Below are 16,575 nucleotides of genomic sequence, written 5' to 3'. Positions count from 1 at the left end.
ATCATGGTCGAAGCCTTCCTCACGTCTCCCCTGTTTGCCCTTGTGCTGCTGCCGTTCATGATTTTCTGCGCCCGTGTCTGCGACATGAGCCTTGATACGATCCGTGTCATCACCATGTCGAAAGGGATCAAGTACCTTCCCGCAATCATCGGCTTTTTCGAAGTGATCATCTGGCTTGTAGCCATTGGCCAGGTAATGAATAACCTGACAAACGTTGTCTGCTATATCGCTTACGGGGCCGGGTTTGCCACCGGGACCATTGTCGGCATGGCAATCGAAGAGAGACTCTCCCTGGGCCTCACCAGTGTCCGTATCATAACCAAAGAGGATCCGGCAGACCTTATGAGATTTCTCAGGACGCATAATTATGGCGTCACCAGTGTTGATGGGGAAGGTGGGACAGGTAGGGTGAAAATGGTCTTTACCATCATCAAGCGGCAGGATCTTGCCCATGTGATCAGCATCATCAAACAGTTCAATCCCTCCGCTTTTTATTCCGTGGAAGAGGTTAAATCCGTTGCAGAAGGAGTATTTCCTGAGCGGAGCAGGCATGGAATCTTTTCCTGGATAGACACTCTCCGGTTTAACCAGAAGGGAAAATGATCCCTCCATATACATACGAATGATTCGCCCATGAAATCCGGTCCTGTTGTCATGCGATCACGATACTGAACCTGTAGCAGGGGGGGTCAATAGAACCAGGAGATCCGTTCCTGCCATTCAATGTCCCGGCTCAGGACCAATACCTTCTTTTTGTTGCAGGGTGACGAGAACTTACGGAGTATTCATGCCCATACAACAGGTTCATGTGGAAAATTTCAAGAGTTTTTCCGAACTCGATGTTGATCTGTCCCGCTTCAATGTGGTAATAGGGTCAAATGCAGCAGGAAAATCCAATTTCATCAGTATTTTCAAGTTCCTCCGCGATATTGCACGCCACGGTCTGGCGAATGCAATCGCCATGCAGGGGGGCCTGGAATACCTACGGAATGCAAAGATCGGGCATGGACGGGATCTTGTGGTACGGGTTGTCTATACCCCGGACCAGAAGATGGATATTATCGATCGTAAGGCCGGCGGCAATACACTTCTGGGGATCCAGTCTTGCGAATCCTCCTACGAGTTTGCGATCCGTTTTGAAGAAAAAGGGGATGGATTTGCGATTATACAAGACCGGCTCGTGATCGGGTGCGAGGTCTTTTCCTGCGAACGAAAGGGAACGGGCATAACGAAAAAAAATACCCTGGGACACGGCGGGATACAAGTAACCAGCGAAAAGGGGGATGTAACGTTTGCCGTCAACATCCCCGAGGGATGCCCCCTGTCTGAAAACGATATCATTCCGGTCTTTTTCCGCGGGGTACATCTGCCAAAAAACACCCTTCTCCTGGAGAATTCGTATGCATATCCACTTCCGCACGTGGAGAAATTCTTTGACCGGATCGCGGTGTACGATATTGATCCAAAACTCCCGAAACGGGGAGCATTAATCACCGGAAAACGGGATCTTGAGGAGGATGCCAGCAACCTTGCCGTCGTCGTAAAAACCATTATCGAAGACCCCGAAAAGAAGCGGAAATTCTCAAACCTGCTCCGGGACACGATGCCTTTTGTGGAGGATTTCTCCGTGCAGAAGTTCATGGATGTTTCCCTAATCCTCACGCTCCGCGAACGATATGCCAAAAACCATGATCTTCCTGCCTCCTCCATGTCAGATGGGACGATTACGATCTTTGCCCTGATCATCGCGCTCTATTTCGAGGACAAACCATTCATCGTCATTGAAGAGCCGGTAAGCCATATCCACCCGTTTTTAGTCGCCCGGGTCATGGCAATGATGAAGGAGTCATCAGAACGAAAGCAGCTGATGATCACCACTCACAGCACGGAAGTAGTCAAGCATGTCAGTCTTGAAGATATCCTGCTCATATCGAGAGACAGCGAGGGGTTCTCGGTCATATCGCGCCCTGCGGATAAAGAAGAAGTCCGGACGTTTCTGGAAAATGAGATCGGGATTGAAGAGCTCTATGTCCAGAACCTGCTGGGATTGTGAGCATGAAAAAACGGCTTTTTATCCTGGTCGAAGGCGAGGATGACGTCAGGTTCTTTGGCCGGATTATAAAACCCCTTTTCGTCACCCGGTATGAATCCATCGAGATCATTCCCTATGCCTGTATCAAGCGGGTGAAGGTGAACAATTTTTTGAAAAGTGTCCGGCAGATGAACAATGACTATATCTTTGTTGCCGATATCGATACCGAACGCTCGGTCCGGGACAAAAAACAGATTCTCTATTATCATTTCGACAATATATCCGGCCACAGTATTGTCATCGTGATCAAAGAGATCGAGAGCTGGTATTATGCCGGGCTGTCTGCCATTTCGGCCCGGGATATCGGTGTTGAGGAACGTCTGGCAACTGATGAAATGTTCAAAGAGGAATTCAACCAGCTCATGCCACAGCACTTTGACTCACGCATTGATTTCATGTTTGAGATCCTCAAATCCTTCTCGCTGGAAACGGCGGTTCTGAAAAACCGTTCTTTCAAATTTTTTGTTGAGCGGTATCATCTTGCTGATAGCATTCCTGACATACCCCACCATGAGGTATGAACCCGGCTATAGCTGTTGTACGCTATCGAAATGATTATTTCAAATCTCCACACTAGTTACGTAACAACTAAAACCATCGGAGGTTTTGATTTTGACAGAAAAATACGTGTGTGCCATCTGCGGGCATGAATACAATCCTGAAAAGGGAGAACCGTTGCAGAATATCCCCACGGGCAGGGATTTTGCTACTCTGGCAGAAGACTGGCAATGTCCTGTCTGCGGAGCCGCAAAGAGATTTTTTAACCGGAGTTGTAACTGATTGTTATGGTTTCACGTGAAATTGCACAGGGGATCTTCTGGGTGGGAGCTCTGGATTTTGACCGCCGTCTCTTCGATGCCCTGATCCCGCTCCCAAACGGAACGAGCTATAATGCTTACCTTATCAGGGGAAGCGGGAAAACCGCTCTTATCGATACGGTCGATCCCGGCAAGGAATTTGAGCTGGTGTCAAACCTGCTCAAACTCGGCGTTGAAAGCATTGATTACGTGGTTATCAACCATGCCGAGCAGGATCATTCCGGCACCCTGCCGATGATCCTCGAATTCTACCCGAATGCGGTAGTGGTGACCAATGAGAAATGCAAAGAACTGCTCATTGCCCTGCTCCAGCTTCCGGAAAACCGGTTCAGGATCATCAAGGACAACGAGACCCTGTCACTGGGTGACCGGACGCTCGAATTCCATCTGACCCCGTGGACACACTGGCCCGAGACCCAGGTAACGTACCTTAAGGAAGACCAGATCCTTTTTTCCTGCGATCTCTTCGGATTCCATTTGGCCACGTCTGACCTGTATGTGACCGATGAAGCTGAGTGCTACCGGTTGGCAAAACGGTATTATGCCGAGATCATGATGCCATTCCGGAACAGCATCAGGGGCTACCTGACAACAATTAAGGCACTCCCGCTCAAAATGATCGCACCCAGCCACGGTCCTGTTCACCAATCCCCGCAGTTCATTCTCGATGCCTATGCTGACTGGATTTCCGATTCGGTGAAAAACGAAGTTGTAATCCCGTATGTGTCGATGCATGGCAGTACTGAAAAGATGGTAGAGCACCTGACTAATGCCCTGATCGCACGTGGTATTACGGTAAAACCGTTCAACCTGACTGTTACAGATATCGGGGATCTGGCGCTTGCCCTGGTGGATACGGCCACTGTTGTTGTGGGGACACCTACGGTCCTGTTTGGTCCTCACCCCCAAATTGTGTATGCTACGTACTTAGCCAACATGCTCAAGCCCAAAGTCCGGTTTGCCTCGGTGATCGGATCGTACGGCTGGGGCGGCAAAACTGCCGAGACGGTTGTTAAGATGCTCGACCACGTCAAAGTGGAAGTCCTTGAACCGGTTATCGTGAAAGGACAGCCGGATGAAGCGACGTTAAAGCAGCTGGACCGGCTCGCAGACGATATCTTAAAGAAGCACCGCGAGATCATGATTGTATAGGGAGTTATTTGTATGACAAGAAAACTTGAAATCTACAAGTGCGGTGTTTGCGGAAATATTACCATGGTTGTTCATGCTTCCGGAGGAACCCTCGTGTGCTGTGACAAACCCATGGAGTTGCAGAAGGAAAAAACTGATGACACCGGAAAGGAGAAACATGTGCCGGTCATTGAGAAATCTGCAAAAGGCGTAAGTGTAAAGGTAGGTTCGGTCCCCCATCCTATGGAAGAAAAACACTATATTGAATGGATCGAAGTGACCTCAGGAAAAAATCTCTCCGTAGTTGGATTAAAACCCGGTGACAAGCCTGAAGCAGAGTTCTGTACTGCCGATACGAATGCCAAGGTACGTGCATACTGCAATGTGCACGGGCTTTGGACAAACAAACTCTAGTTCTCCACTCTTTTTTACATGCTGACGACAGGCAAACACTAATAGAGCCTCAGTGGCAATTCTTTAGCGATGCACCGGTTTGAGCATCTTTCCACGATTATTGCAGATCTCGGGGACATTTTTGTCTATGTTGCCCCGGTAACCTGTGTTCCGCTCATTGTAGCGGTTCTTTTCTCCGAGTGGAATATGCTCCTGCCCATGCTTGCCGTGCCGATTACATTTTTTATCATCGGCATGCTCATAAGAAGACTGCCACGCACCCAGCGGGGCGTGAGACTTTCAACTGCCCTCTGCTCGGTTGCCCTCTTCTGGTTTACCAGTGCAATGGTAAGTGGTCTGCCGTTCATGCTCGGACTGCATATGGGATTTACCGATGCTCTCTTTGAAGGGATGGCAGGCTGGACCGGGACGGCTTTTTCCATGATGCAGTCACTGGAGACCGCACCTCATACACTCCTCTTCTGGCGATCCTATATGCAGTGGATCAGCGGCATAGGGATTATTGCATTTGCCATTGCCATGGCCAGCAGCACCGGGCTTTCCCGGTCAAAGATATTCCGCACGGAAAGCAGGGATGAACCGCTGATGCAGGGAGTCGTATCTACCGGCAGGGCGCTCTGGAAAATCTACGGGATTCTTACCTTCTTTGCGCTGGGTCTCATCCTGTTTACCGGTCTCTCGTTATGGGAATCGGTAAATCTTGCTCTGGCCGCAATATCAACCGGTGGATTTACCCTGCACCCGGGAGGAATCCTGTATTATCACAGCGTCCTGCTCGAGCTTATCCTCCTCCCGATCATGATCGCCGGGGCCCTTCCGTTCAAACTCTATTACCTCATAGCAGAGAACCGTCGCTGGAGCCTCTTTGGCGATGAACAGGTCAAACTCTTCTTTGTCTTTGTAGCTTTGGGAACCGCGGTCCTTACCTACGATCTGGTCTATTTTAACAACCTTGCATACCTGCCGGCCCTGCACCAGGGCCTGTTCATGACCGTATCTGCTGTTTCCACGTCAGGGTTTTCTATTGTAAATATCCATACCTGGGCCAGCGTAACGATCCTCTTTCTTGCCATGCTGGTATTTATCGGGGGTGCGAGTGGCAGTACTGCCGGGGGGATTAAATTACACCGGGTCATACTTGCCGTCCGTGCCCTGCTCTGGTGGTTCCGTCGCCTCTTTGTCAGTGGCAAGGTACTCATGCCATTCCGGCTTGAAGGGCGGGTGATCCCGAAGGCAACAGCAGAGCTGGAAGTTGCAAAGAACATGCTCATCATCATCCTTTCGGTTACCGTCATTTTTGTCGCGGCCCTTGCCGTTATCCAGTTCCATCTCACTACATTTTCACTGACCGAAATCGTACTTGATGTCGTCTCTGCATTCTCTACCTGCGGTCTGGGTTCCGGGTATGTATCCCATGATATGCCCATCATCTCAAAATGGATCTTTATCTGCGTGATGTGGGTGGGCCGGCTTGAGGTTATTCCCGTAGTGATGCTGATTATGGCTCTCTTTGGCAGACGGGAATAACCGGGCAAACCTGCCAATGATCCCTGTAACACAACTTTACTTTTCTTAACATCAGGAGATCTAATATAAATTGCCACTCCATAGTATGGTGATGAAACAGATCGCCCTGTATGGCAAGGGGGGTATCGGCAAATCCACCACCTCGGCCAATCTCTCCGCTGCGCTCTCCGGTATGGGGCTTGATATCCTGCAGATCGGATGCGATCCCAAGCGGGACAGTACCCGGATGCTAATGCACGGCCAGTTTATCCCCACGGTCATGGATCTGGTCCGGGTCCGGGGCGAAGCGCCGATTACGTTATCGGAAGTCGAGTTTACCGGGTTCAATGGTGTCCGCTGTGTCGAGGCGGGAGGGCCGGAACCCGGTGTCGGGTGTGCCGGGCGGGGAATCATTGCCACGTTTCAGCTGCTCGAGAAGTTCGGGGCTTTAAAAGGCGACGTTATTGTGTATGATGTGCTCGGCGATGTTGTCTGCGGAGGATTTGCCATGCCGATGCGCGAGGGGTATGCACAGGATGTCTACCTTGTAACCTCCGGCGAACTGATGTCACTCTATGCAGCAAACAACATCTGCAAGGCGATCCAGCGCCTTTCTTCGAGAACAAAAAGCACCTGCCGGCTGGCCGGGGTGATCTGTAATGCCAAGAACCAGCCGAATGAAGAGGAACTGGTTGCGGAGTTTGCAAAGCGGGTGAACAGCTCGCTTATCCAGTTTATCCCGCGTGACCGGGTTGTGCAGCTGGCCGAACTCAACCGGAAGACAGTCATCGAGTACGAACCCGCATCTGCGCAGGCTGAATGTTATCGCACCCTAGGCAAACGGGTTATGGAGAATACCCATTTTACTATCCCAACCCCGTTAGAGATTGATGAGCTTGAATCCCTTGCCTATTCATACATCTAGATTCGGTGGCTGCACCCTCACCGGGGCCCTCTCGGTGACGACCCATATCCGCAATACCGCAAGTCTTGTCCATGGGCCAAAAGGGTGCACCCATCATAACTTCTCCCTGTTGCACGCTACCGGGCTTGACAATGATATCGTCACCCTGCCGGCACTGGTTTCTACTGCCTTAAGCGAGAGTGATATTGTGTTTGGGGGGGAGGGGGCACTGCTTCGCACCCTTGATACTGTGGCAGAACGTGACATCGATGCCATATTCGTGCTCTCTACCTGCATTATTGATACCATAGGTGATGATGTAGCCGCAATCTGCAGCAGGGAGTATGGCATACCCGTGATCATTGTGCCAACTGCCGGTTTCCTTGGGGGTACGTTCCAGAACGGGGTGGCTAATGCCCTCTGTGCAATCGCCGGTACCGCTGCACCCTGCCCCGTGAATGACTGGGTGAATATCATTGGTGAAAAAAATCTCGAATACGAGGTTGAAGAAAACTATGCAGAAATAACCCGGCTCTTAGGAATGCTCGGTATTCCGGTGAACCTGCGGTTCGTGCATGATATCGCGTTTGAGGATATCGGGACGCTGGGTGCTGCCCGGCTCAATATCCTGCGGGAACCTGCGCTCCTGTCGGTGGGAGATTACCTGGAGCAGCGATTTGGCACTCCTTTTATCCCGACATTTCCGGTCGGACTCTCCGGCACGCTCTCGTTTTTGGAAGCCGTTGCTGAAATTTTTGGCATAACCAGCCATCCGGCCGTGGAAAAAGAACTTCTGTTACAGACAGATACCCTTGCCGGTTTTTCTGATCTCAAGGGTATGGCTGCATCGTTTGATCCGGCTATGAGTGATCCGGATGGCGTGAAATCTTTTTATGAAGTGGCAGAGGCATTACATATCCACCTGAAACAACCGGGCACGAACGGCGTTTCACTCGGTCCTGGTACCCCGGTGGGAACTACCGGTGTGCGGCGGATGCTCCACCGCTGGAGGCGCCAGCTTCATGCCTGAATGCACCAATCCCCTCTGGCCCTGTGCAATGACCGGGGCGGCTGCCTGCCTTGCCGGATACGAAGGGATGACCGTCGTGATCCATGGATCGAGCGGCTGCTACTACTATCCAACCACGCTCCTCCACGCTCCCCTGCACGGGACATTCATCCTCGAACACGAGATCATCTTTGGCTCCGAGGACCGGCTCAATGAAGTGATCGGGGGATTGTCCGGAAAGGGCAAACGTATCGCAGTGATCACTACCTGTGTTCCGGCAATCCTTGGGGAGGATATCCGGTCCATGCTCGAAAAGCACGATGTTATTCTTGTAGACAGCCCGGGTTTTTCCGGTGATGTGGAGGCAGGATACAAAAATGCCCTCTCGATACTGGCACCTCGTGTTGATACCAGTGCCCATGGAGTAAATATTGATGGTGCCTGCCTGTTCGATCCCTTCTCTGCGGGCAATGTGCAGGAGGTCGGGCGATTGCTGAGTATGGCCAAAATACCTGCTGGCACGGTATTTTCCCATGACCGGCTTGAAAAAGTGCAGCATGCATCTCCATATACGATCGGCACGAATGACGATTTTGCAAGCGGCATTGGTGAGTATTGTGGGGGGACGCTCGGGTTCCGGGCGATCGAGACAACATTTGGAAAATTAGGAGAAGTGTTCGAGGACGCTGATGTGGACCGGGTCTTTTCAGAGGTTGAACAACAGGAGGAGCGTCTGGTCAGGGCATGTGACAAGTACCTGCTCCGGTTCGATCCGCCCTCTGTAGCAATTTTTGCCGGTTTTTCTTATGCACTGCATACTGCAGGAACCCTCGAACGGTACCTGGATGCGGAGATACGATGTATCGGGTCACGTAATGTTCCGGGCGAATCGAAGTACCCGGTAGGACAGGTTACCGGGCTTGATGAAGTGAGATCCCTGATCGGACAGCATAATCCGGATCTGGTAATGGGGTCCTCTTTTGAGCGTTCAGTCTGCGATGCCCGGGCTTTTACCGGCATCACACCGCCACTGCGGGGAACGGTCCGGCTTGCCCCCACCCCCATTGCGGGAATAAATGGGACCCTTTCTCTCGTGGAGCAGGTCATCAACACCTGCATGGACAAAAAAAGCGGCCGGTCCTGATCGCCTTTTTCCGGTATGCGAATTTTCGCTCCGGATTGCTTTTTTATCAGGGTTTGGCAGACTCTCTCTCCCGGATTACAGGAATTATTCACTTTCACCCTGCGCACGGTGACGGGTTATATAGCCGGCATTGCAACGCCATACTACGACAGAAAGGTGGTCGGGTATGATGGAAAAAGCAGGATATCTCCAGCGGACCGGGTACAGTGCATATGACAGTGAAGGAAATGTGCATGCAGTGATCGAACTCCATATCCTTGGGAGACGGTATGCTATACGGAGGTCTGATCTCTCCAAGGCAGTCTCCGGTCATGTTTTTGTGCAGCTGGAGGAACTCACCCACGAATGGCAGTATTACCTTGGAGCGGTAAAGGGACTTGCTCAGGTCTCGGTTTCAGGAAAAGCGTTGAACATCGAGTTATTTGAGGCCGGCAGCTTCACGGTCTCGCTAAACACCCTCCGTGGGGTAATATACGGAAAAGATCGCTTGGCAACTATTGTAAAGATACCCGCACAACCCGCCATCAGCGCCCGCCGGGGCGTTTATGGACAGCAGCAGATCGGTGCCGTTGTATAGGGTGGATTCCACAACGGAACAGGATTTCCGTATCGTAATTGCTGGAAGTCCGAGATCGAACCTCTTTTTTCCAGCGAAATCGTACAACATTAATAGTTCTGCGACAGATGATCTGTGTGAAGAAGAACACTCCTTTTTATCCGGTTGTTCTGACGTGAATTGGCACAGGGAGCTAGGATCATGAGCATGGATATTTCGGATACGATATACCGGGATCTGGTAGAGTGCCAGCAGGACCTGGTAGTTAAGTTCAACCCGGAAGGCCGTCTTCTCTTTGTGAACACCGCTTACTGTGAAGCCGTGGGAAAACCAAAAGAGGCACTTACCGGCAGCGTGTTCATGCCGGTTACTGATGAGCGGTATTCCGATGTCATTGCCACCCGGATGACCAGGCTCTTCCGCCCGCCATTTGCCTGCATGGTAGAGCAGTGGATCCAGACCCCAAAGGGAATGCGGTGCTTCAGCTGGTCGGCAAAGTCGGTACTGAAAGGTGCCAATACGGTTGAATCGATTGTAGCTACCGGCCATGACATCACGCGGATCAAGAGCGAACAGAAAGCGCTGAAAAAGAAGGATGAGGAACTGATGCTCGCTATCGAGAGCGGGAAGCAGATGTATTACACCCATACTCCTGATCATACGATGATGTTTGTCAGCCCACGTTTGCGTGCTCTTCTCGGGTGTCATCCAAAGGAAGGAAAACGCACCTGGACGGATTATCTCACCGAGAATCCGATGAATGCCTCCGGGCTTGAACGGACCTTAAAGGCGATCGCATCCGGCCGGCGCGAACCTATCTACCGGTTGGAGATGAGCTCGCTTGACGGTCACATAATCCAGCTCGAAGTCAACGAGATCCCGCTGGTAAAGAACGGAAAGACGGTTTCGATAGCGGGATGCGTAACCGATGTTACCGAAAAAGCGCTGGTTGAAGAGGGGTTGGCTGAGGCCGAGATCCTGATCCCGGATCTCGCGGTATCAAAAAAACGCCTCAACGATCATTCTGTGTCTCCGGTATCCCGCCCGAAAAAACAGCGTAGCTTTTTCCAGTCCCTCTTCTCACGAAAACCGGATGTGGAAGAGGAGGATGATTTTACTGGACATCCCCGTAATCCGAAATAGGTCAAATGGGGTGATGCAGACGGGGGTCCCCTCCCTCCTTGGGTGCGGAGAGGGGATTTGGAGAGTGACCGTCCATTTTATTGAAAAATTGAGGATTGCCTGTGAATTGCCGGAGGTCAATAAAAATTCATCCATACAACCATGGGATTTTTTTTGTCGCGGTCATGCAACCACCTTATAATGAAAAAATTAATCCTTCCAATCCTCCCCGGTCATCAGATTCCATGCGTTTTTATAAGCAATTTTCTCAGCAACGTCGTTTGGCATTGCAGGAAGAATGATTTGGCGGAATGTATTCAGGACCTGGTCATAACTTCCAAACCGCCCGCCGTTGATATCAGATCCCAGAACAAAGCGGTCGGGGAACTCCTCGATTACTTTTTTCCATTCGGGTTTAAGGGTGGACGGGGATTGTGTAGTATCATACATGATTGCATCCACATACCCTGTCTGGTATTTTGAGCCGGGTTGTGATTGCACGATATCAAAATACAGGTTCGGATATTTAATCAAAAGCTCCCTTGCAGCATCCGGTGTCGTGAATTTGCTCCAGGTAACGGGATTCCTGTTCCGGCCAAAATGGCACCAGACGACTTTGGCCTTTGGATATTTTGTGAGCGTCTTCTCCAGCTCAGGAAGCATTGCATCTTCCGCTTCATGATGGATTAAGAAGGGAACACCGGTATCATTTGAGGCTTTGAAAACGAGCTCGAAAGTATTTGAGTCCAGGGGCATATGCACATCCCGGTTATTCGTACTTGAGGGGTAATGACGTGCCTCAAACTCACCCATGGCAAAATAATCACCTGAACGTACTTCTCTATTCAGTTTATCAAGAAAGTTCATGTCGCTGCCATGCCACAGTGGACCGTCGCCATGAACGGTGGTTGGAACAAATTTGTCGGGATATAATTTGTTAAGCCTTAAGGATTCTTCACTCCCCTGTTGTTCATTGGGACCGAGCCAGGTTAATGCAACACCGTTCCTGTCCATATTATCGATAATCTTTCCAATATCCATGTCCTTGTCCCAGTGGAACTCTACATCTATAATGGGAATGTTGTGGATACCTGTTTTTTTGATTTTCCGTATACTTTCCGCAAATGTTTTTATCTGTTCGTTTTTATCGGTCAGATTCACAGGCAGGGCTGTAATCTGAGTTAGTGGAACACCCGATCCGCTTGTATTGGTTATAATCTGAGAATCATTTGGAGGGACTGAGGGGATCTGAGGATTCTGCATAACCGAACCACTGTTTTGAGGGGCCATACATCCCGTTGAATAGAGGGAAATAATCAAAACCAATACAAGAAAGATAAAATGTTTTTTCATCCGGATATCCTAAACAGGAATACTATTATTATTACGCAATAAAACAGCTGTCCTGGAATTGTCTGATACACAAATTCACATGTCATCCATTATTGACCAGAAGATCCAAAGTGCAACAGAACACCTTCTTGCGATGTCGGGAGTGTTGCAACAGAACCCGGGATTTAATATTCATCCTTATGCCGGACTGCTTCAATAACCACAAGGTTATTGGAACAGTCAATGGTGTAGATTACCTGAACCTGTTTTTTTAACTAGATCTCCCCGTTACACCATAAAGCAGACCCCTTTTCCCTCACCCCTCATCGCGGAGGAAGGCACGCGCCATCATCACCCTTAATCCGGTTGAGGTGGAGTGTGGCAAGGATGATAAAGATCCCAATAGCGATGATGGCATATCCCTGCGGTTCATCGTTAAGAGGTGGGAACGCGACGACGTAGATCCCGTTTGCGATTACAAAAAGCCCGATGATGCATCCTTCTATCGTGAGAGCCCTGACCATGTGCCTGACACCTGCTGAACAGGAATGGGGGGATGAAGGGTTAAAAAGGGTTTCATAAATCGTTTTTAAAAAAAATGGGGAGGACAATACATCAGGAGGTCATGAGATTCGCGCCTTTTGCCGAAAGCGCGTTCATCTGGGCGGTAATTCGGTCCATGATCTGTTTTTCATTATTGTAGGTGACAGTGAGTTGTTCAAGTTCGGCTTTTAACTGAACTAATTTCAGTTCTTCGGAATCAAGAGTGTTTTTTGCACCCAATGACTCCTGATATTCTGCATAGGTCAGGTTCTGACCAGCATATTTTTGATTATAGGAATCGGTGAGGGAACGGTAATAGTCCAGTTCAGTATTGTATGCGCTTACTTTCGTATTGTACTGGCTGACAATCGTTGCAAACCGGTCAATCTCGTTGTTAGCATCACGTCTCAAATCCATATTAGTTTTTAAGTCTTTGGGGTTCTCAAAGAAGATGCCGCGATAGTAACCGGGATTGTCTTTTTTATAAACGAGAAAACCACCCGTTGTCTCTAAAGCAACCCATTGCTTCGGGGCTGCTTCTACGATAACCCATACATGATTATAATCTTTCCAGTCTGCATCCGGGTTCTGGATATTTCCCGCAACCAGTAATGCCCGCATACCTTGTGTGTCAACGATATTCCAGACATCCTGCGCCATATCTGCGCAGACGAAGTAATCCTCAAGGGTATAGGTGTGGATTTTGTGGTAATCTTCTACAATCTGTTGTAAAATACGGATATTGGTGTCTTCCTGGCTTTCGATGATAAATGCAACTGTTGAGTTCTGACCCGAGGGAAGTGATGCAACCAGATGGTAATTTCCGCTCGGTAACATGGTGCTGTTTACGGTATGATTATAGGTGTTATCCGGGCGGATACCAGCAAATTGAGTTTTAATCGGTGCTGCGGTTCCCTCCGAATAGACAGAGATCGTTACATTGGGATTATCGTTTGGATGGGGCCTTACTGCTGTACCGGAGAGTAAAACCGCTTCTCCTTTTTTGTATATACAGGTCGCCGGTCCCGTAGTATTTTGTATCATCTCTGCCGAAAAGCACGCAACCGTTACCTCCGGGATGAGATTATCAGATAAGTCAGCACTGATGGTTCCTGCCTGGCCCACGGTGACACTAATATTCTTTTTCCACGGGGGATATCCCTCGCGACGGAGTTCCAGATGATACTCTCCCGGGAGCAGGTTGTGCATTACACACGGGGTTATTCCCCGGAATTCTGAATCCAGGTACACTCCCGCCCCCACGGGATCGGACTGGACAAAAAGGGAGTTTTGGGTGAAGAGATACCCCACCCCTCCAACAAGGAAAATTATGAATACTGCTGCAATAAGCAGGTACTGTCTTTGCAGGCCGGCTTTTTTTACCGGGTCCGGCTCAGGTTTTACGGGCATGATTTCCGGCGTGCCATTAGTATTTAATGCAGCTCCGCAGTTAGTGCAGAACTGCATCTTATCCTGTACTGATGACCCACACCGGGGACACGATTTCAGCATTCTTTCTGATCTTTTATATTTTGGCATGAAAATAAGTATCCCTGTTGTATTACGGTTCTCGGAAAGGATCCCCTGTTCCGGTTTATCTAACCCCGGCCCATATCAGCATGAAAACGGTGTAAAGATATTTTCACAGATGGATCTTCCTTCATTTTTATTTCCCGATCCTCCTCTCCCCATTTCCATTTGTAAACGGTGGGGGGATACCGCTCAGACCCCGTATTCACAACCCTTATCCTTAAAAAAAATCGATCTCACACAATCAGGGCGTATCTTCCATGACGTACACAAGCAGAACCCGGGCGGGCGTACTCATATTCATCGGGACTGCGTGGTTCCTGATGGGGATCATTGTTTCCGAAGCGCTCTATCCCGGTTACAAGGTAACGCAGATGATCAGCGATCTCGGGGTTGGATCTACTGCACCGATCTTCAACTCCGCAATCTTCGGTTTCGGTCTCCTGCTCATTGCAGCGGCATATCTGCTCCATACAGGAAGAATCAACCGCGGGTTTCTTGTCCTGCTGGCCCTGACCGGCGTCGGGGCCGCGGGTGTTGGGATCTTTCCTGAAACCGTAGTCATCCCGCATGTGATCAGTGCGATCACGGTCTTTATCTGCGGCGGGTTGTGTGCGATATCTGCATACCGGATATTTACCACGCCATGGTCATGGATCTCACCGGCCCTCGGTATTATCACCCTCGTTGCCACGGTGCTGCTCGGCGCGAAGTGCTACCTCGGTCTTGGCGCCGGGGGCATGGAACGGATGATCGCTTACCCGCTCATTATCTGGGCAATCGGTACCGGGGCGTTTCTTATGGCACCGGAATCCGGATAAAAAAAAGATTTATTTCCCTTTCTTCACACACTCGGCAATATACGACCCGGCTTTGGTCGTCCGTGCCGAGCCGCCCATATCCTTGGTCACCACACCGTCTTTGATGCTCTTCTCGATAGCAGAGACAACTGCTGCTGCTGCCTTGTGCTCGCCAATATGATCGAGCAGCAACGATCCTGCCCAGATGGTGGCGATCGGGTTTGCAACACTCATGCCCTTGTACTTGGGGGCCGAACCGTGGATCGGCTCGAACATCGAGGTGCCCTTCGGGTTGATGTTGCCGCCGGGGGCTAAGCCCAGGCCACCCTGGATCATCGCACCGAGATCGGTGATGATATCGCCAAACATGTTGGGCGTGACGACGACATCGAACCACTCGGGGTTCTTGACAAACCACATGGTGACAGCATCGACAAAGTTGAAATCCGTCTTGACATCGGGATACTTCTTTGCCGTCTCGGTAAACACATCCCGCCAGAGGCCGTACACATCTGAGAGCACGTTTGCCTTGTCCACGGAAGTGAGTTTCTTCTCCCGCCGCATGGCAAGGTCAAAGGCATAGGTCTGGACCCGGCGTGAACCCTCGCGGGTGATGACCCCAATCTGATAAGCGATCTCCTCTGCATCGCTCTCCACGTCGAGACCGAATTTCACGCTGTACATATCGCGGATTACGTTAAGCTCCTTCTTCTCGTGTTTCTTGAACCGGGAACCGATCCCTACGTAGAAATCTTCGGTGTTCTCCCGGACCACGACAAAATCAATATCCGCAGGAGTCTTGCCGGCCAGCGGGGTCTCGACACCGTTTAAGAGTTTGATGGGGCGGAGGTTGACGTACATGTCGAAGTGGAAGCGCAGCGCCAGCAGAATGCCTTTTTCAAGGATACCCGGTTTGACCCGCTCATCGCCGATTGCACCGAAATAGATCGCCTTGAACTTCGAGAGTTCCTTCAGTTCATCTTCAGTGACAAGTTTTCCTGAATTGATGTACCGGTCCGCCCCGATATCGAAATCCGCCCACTGGATATCGAAGTTGAACCGCTCTCCTGCTGCTTCTAATACCTTCTTTCCCTCGGCCACGATCTCCGGGCCGATCCCATCTCCGCCGATTGCGGCTATCTTGTACATACCGGTACCTCCCTGAGATTCTTCGCGTATTCCACTAGCCCGCCGGCATCGATAATCCCCTGCATGAACTCCGGCACCGGCTCGGTTTTAAACTGCTTACCGTCTGCTTCGATGAATCCCTTCTTGATATCCAGGGTGATCTTTGCCCCGTCGGCGATCTTGTCTGCATCCTTGCAGACTACGGGAAGCACCCCGACATTCACGGAATTCCTGAAGAATATCCGGGCAAACGACTGGGCTACTACCACTTTTACCCCTCCGCCAATGAGGGCGAGCGGGGCGTGTTCGCGGGAAGAGCCGCAGCCGAAGTTACGACCTCCGACGACGATATCTCCCGCTTTTACTTTCTTTGCATACTCGTCCCGGGTGCCTTCAAAGGCGTGTTTTGCGAGTTCCTTAGGATCATAGATGGTCAGGAACCGGCCCGGTATGATAGCATCGGTATCGATATCGTCGCCGAATTTCCAGACACGCATGTTTTTTGCTGACGGCGGCGGGTTTATGACGACTTTTTTTGCCGGTACG

The 16,575-nt window shown here is 50.4% G+C and carries 18 protein-coding genes; 13 read left to right on the top strand and 5 right to left on the bottom strand.

Going from position 1 to position 16,575, the window contains the following annotated elements; translation table 11 throughout:
• The first annotated feature begins 3 nt into the window (after positions 1-3).
• The 12 genes from WC593_10255 (at position 4) to WC593_10200 (ending at position 10,717) form a co-directional block, all read left to right on the top strand.
• The gene (locus tag WC593_10255; protein MFA4825522.1) at positions 4-603 is read left to right on the top strand and encodes a DUF2179 domain-containing protein; all 600 of its coding nucleotides are present in this window, start codon (positions 4-6) and stop codon (positions 601-603) included.
• A gap of 184 nt (positions 604-787) precedes the next feature.
• Positions 788-2,053, top strand: coding sequence for an AAA family ATPase (locus tag WC593_10250; GenBank protein ID MFA4825521.1), 1,266 nt, complete (start codon positions 788-790; stop codon positions 2,051-2,053).
• Between the two features lie 2 nt (positions 2,054-2,055).
• Positions 2,056-2,613, top strand: a complete 558-nt coding sequence (locus WC593_10245) for a hypothetical protein (protein MFA4825520.1) — start codon at positions 2,056-2,058, stop codon at positions 2,611-2,613.
• A gap of 106 nt (positions 2,614-2,719) precedes the next feature.
• Positions 2,720-2,872, top strand: coding sequence for a rubredoxin (locus tag WC593_10240; protein ID MFA4825519.1), 153 nt, complete (start codon positions 2,720-2,722; stop codon positions 2,870-2,872).
• Between the two features lie 5 nt (positions 2,873-2,877).
• Positions 2,878-4,062, top strand: coding sequence for an FprA family A-type flavoprotein (locus tag WC593_10235; GenBank protein ID MFA4825518.1), 1,185 nt, complete (start codon positions 2,878-2,880; stop codon positions 4,060-4,062).
• Positions 4,063-4,074: 12 nt separating this feature from the next.
• A complete protein-coding gene (locus WC593_10230) occupies positions 4,075-4,455 on the top strand; it encodes a desulfoferrodoxin (GenBank protein ID MFA4825517.1) in 381 nt (126 codons plus the stop codon).
• A 69-nt stretch (positions 4,456-4,524) separates the two neighbouring features.
• Complete coding sequence (locus WC593_10225; GenBank protein MFA4825516.1) at positions 4,525-5,982, top strand: potassium transporter TrkG; 1,458 nt, start codon at positions 4,525-4,527, stop codon at positions 5,980-5,982.
• 91 nt (positions 5,983-6,073) lie between these two features.
• Positions 6,074-6,886 (top strand): Ni-sirohydrochlorin a,c-diamide reductive cyclase ATP-dependent reductase subunit, encoded by an 813-nt coding sequence (gene cfbC, locus WC593_10220; protein ID MFA4825515.1) that lies wholly within the window; start codon positions 6,074-6,076, stop codon positions 6,884-6,886.
• Positions 6,852-7,895 carry a nitrogenase component 1 gene (locus tag WC593_10215; protein MFA4825514.1) on the top strand — a complete coding sequence of 348 codons (1,044 nt, stop codon included), beginning with the start codon at positions 6,852-6,854 and terminating at the stop codon, positions 7,893-7,895. The genes cfbC and WC593_10215 overlap by 35 nt, the downstream gene beginning before the upstream one ends.
• Positions 7,888-9,018 (top strand): nitrogenase component 1, encoded by a 1,131-nt coding sequence (locus WC593_10210; protein MFA4825513.1) that lies wholly within the window; start codon positions 7,888-7,890, stop codon positions 9,016-9,018. The genes WC593_10215 and WC593_10210 overlap by 8 nt, the downstream gene beginning before the upstream one ends.
• A gap of 166 nt (positions 9,019-9,184) precedes the next feature.
• A complete protein-coding gene (locus WC593_10205) occupies positions 9,185-9,595 on the top strand; it encodes a hypothetical protein (GenBank protein ID MFA4825512.1) in 411 nt (136 codons plus the stop codon).
• Between the two features lie 180 nt (positions 9,596-9,775).
• Complete coding sequence (locus tag WC593_10200; protein MFA4825511.1) at positions 9,776-10,717, top strand: PAS domain-containing protein; 942 nt, start codon at positions 9,776-9,778, stop codon at positions 10,715-10,717.
• 189 nt (positions 10,718-10,906) lie between these two features.
• Here WC593_10200 and WC593_10195 read toward each other — a convergent pair whose 3' ends face one another.
• The 3 genes from WC593_10195 to WC593_10185 all read right to left on the bottom strand — a co-directional run bounded on the left by WC593_10195 (position 10,907) and on the right by WC593_10185 (position 14,083).
• Positions 10,907-12,049, bottom strand: coding sequence for an amidohydrolase family protein (locus WC593_10195; protein ID MFA4825510.1), 1,143 nt, complete (start codon positions 12,047-12,049; stop codon positions 10,907-10,909).
• 302 nt (positions 12,050-12,351) lie between these two features.
• The gene (locus tag WC593_10190; protein MFA4825509.1) at positions 12,352-12,552 is read right to left on the bottom strand and encodes a hypothetical protein; all 201 of its coding nucleotides are present in this window, start codon (positions 12,550-12,552) and stop codon (positions 12,352-12,354) included.
• A 91-nt stretch (positions 12,553-12,643) separates the two neighbouring features.
• Entirely contained in the window at positions 12,644-14,083 is a 1,440-nt protein-coding gene (locus WC593_10185; GenBank protein ID MFA4825508.1) for a PEGA domain-containing protein, read from the bottom strand.
• A gap of 278 nt (positions 14,084-14,361) precedes the next feature.
• On the opposite strand from WC593_10185, the gene WC593_10180 reads away from it, so the two are divergent.
• Complete coding sequence (locus tag WC593_10180; GenBank protein MFA4825507.1) at positions 14,362-14,922, top strand: DUF998 domain-containing protein; 561 nt, start codon at positions 14,362-14,364, stop codon at positions 14,920-14,922.
• Positions 14,923-14,931: 9 nt separating this feature from the next.
• On the opposite strand, the gene WC593_10175 is transcribed toward WC593_10180, so the two are convergent.
• Positions 14,932-16,050, bottom strand: a complete 1,119-nt coding sequence (locus tag WC593_10175; GenBank protein MFA4825506.1) for an isocitrate/isopropylmalate family dehydrogenase — start codon at positions 16,048-16,050, stop codon at positions 14,932-14,934.
• Positions 16,038-16,526 (bottom strand): 3-isopropylmalate dehydratase small subunit, encoded by a 489-nt coding sequence (locus tag WC593_10170; protein ID MFA4825505.1) that lies wholly within the window; start codon positions 16,524-16,526, stop codon positions 16,038-16,040. Before WC593_10170 ends, WC593_10175 begins: the two co-directional genes overlap by 13 nt.
• Positions 16,527-16,575 lie beyond the last annotated feature (49 nt).

The sequence above is a fragment of the Methanoregula sp. genome (genome assembly GCA_041645435.1).
Classification (GTDB): domain Archaea; phylum Halobacteriota; class Methanomicrobia; order Methanomicrobiales; family Methanospirillaceae; genus Methanoregula.
Note: the sequence above shows the minus strand (reverse complement) of the source record. Positions and strands in the feature narration are given on the sequence as shown.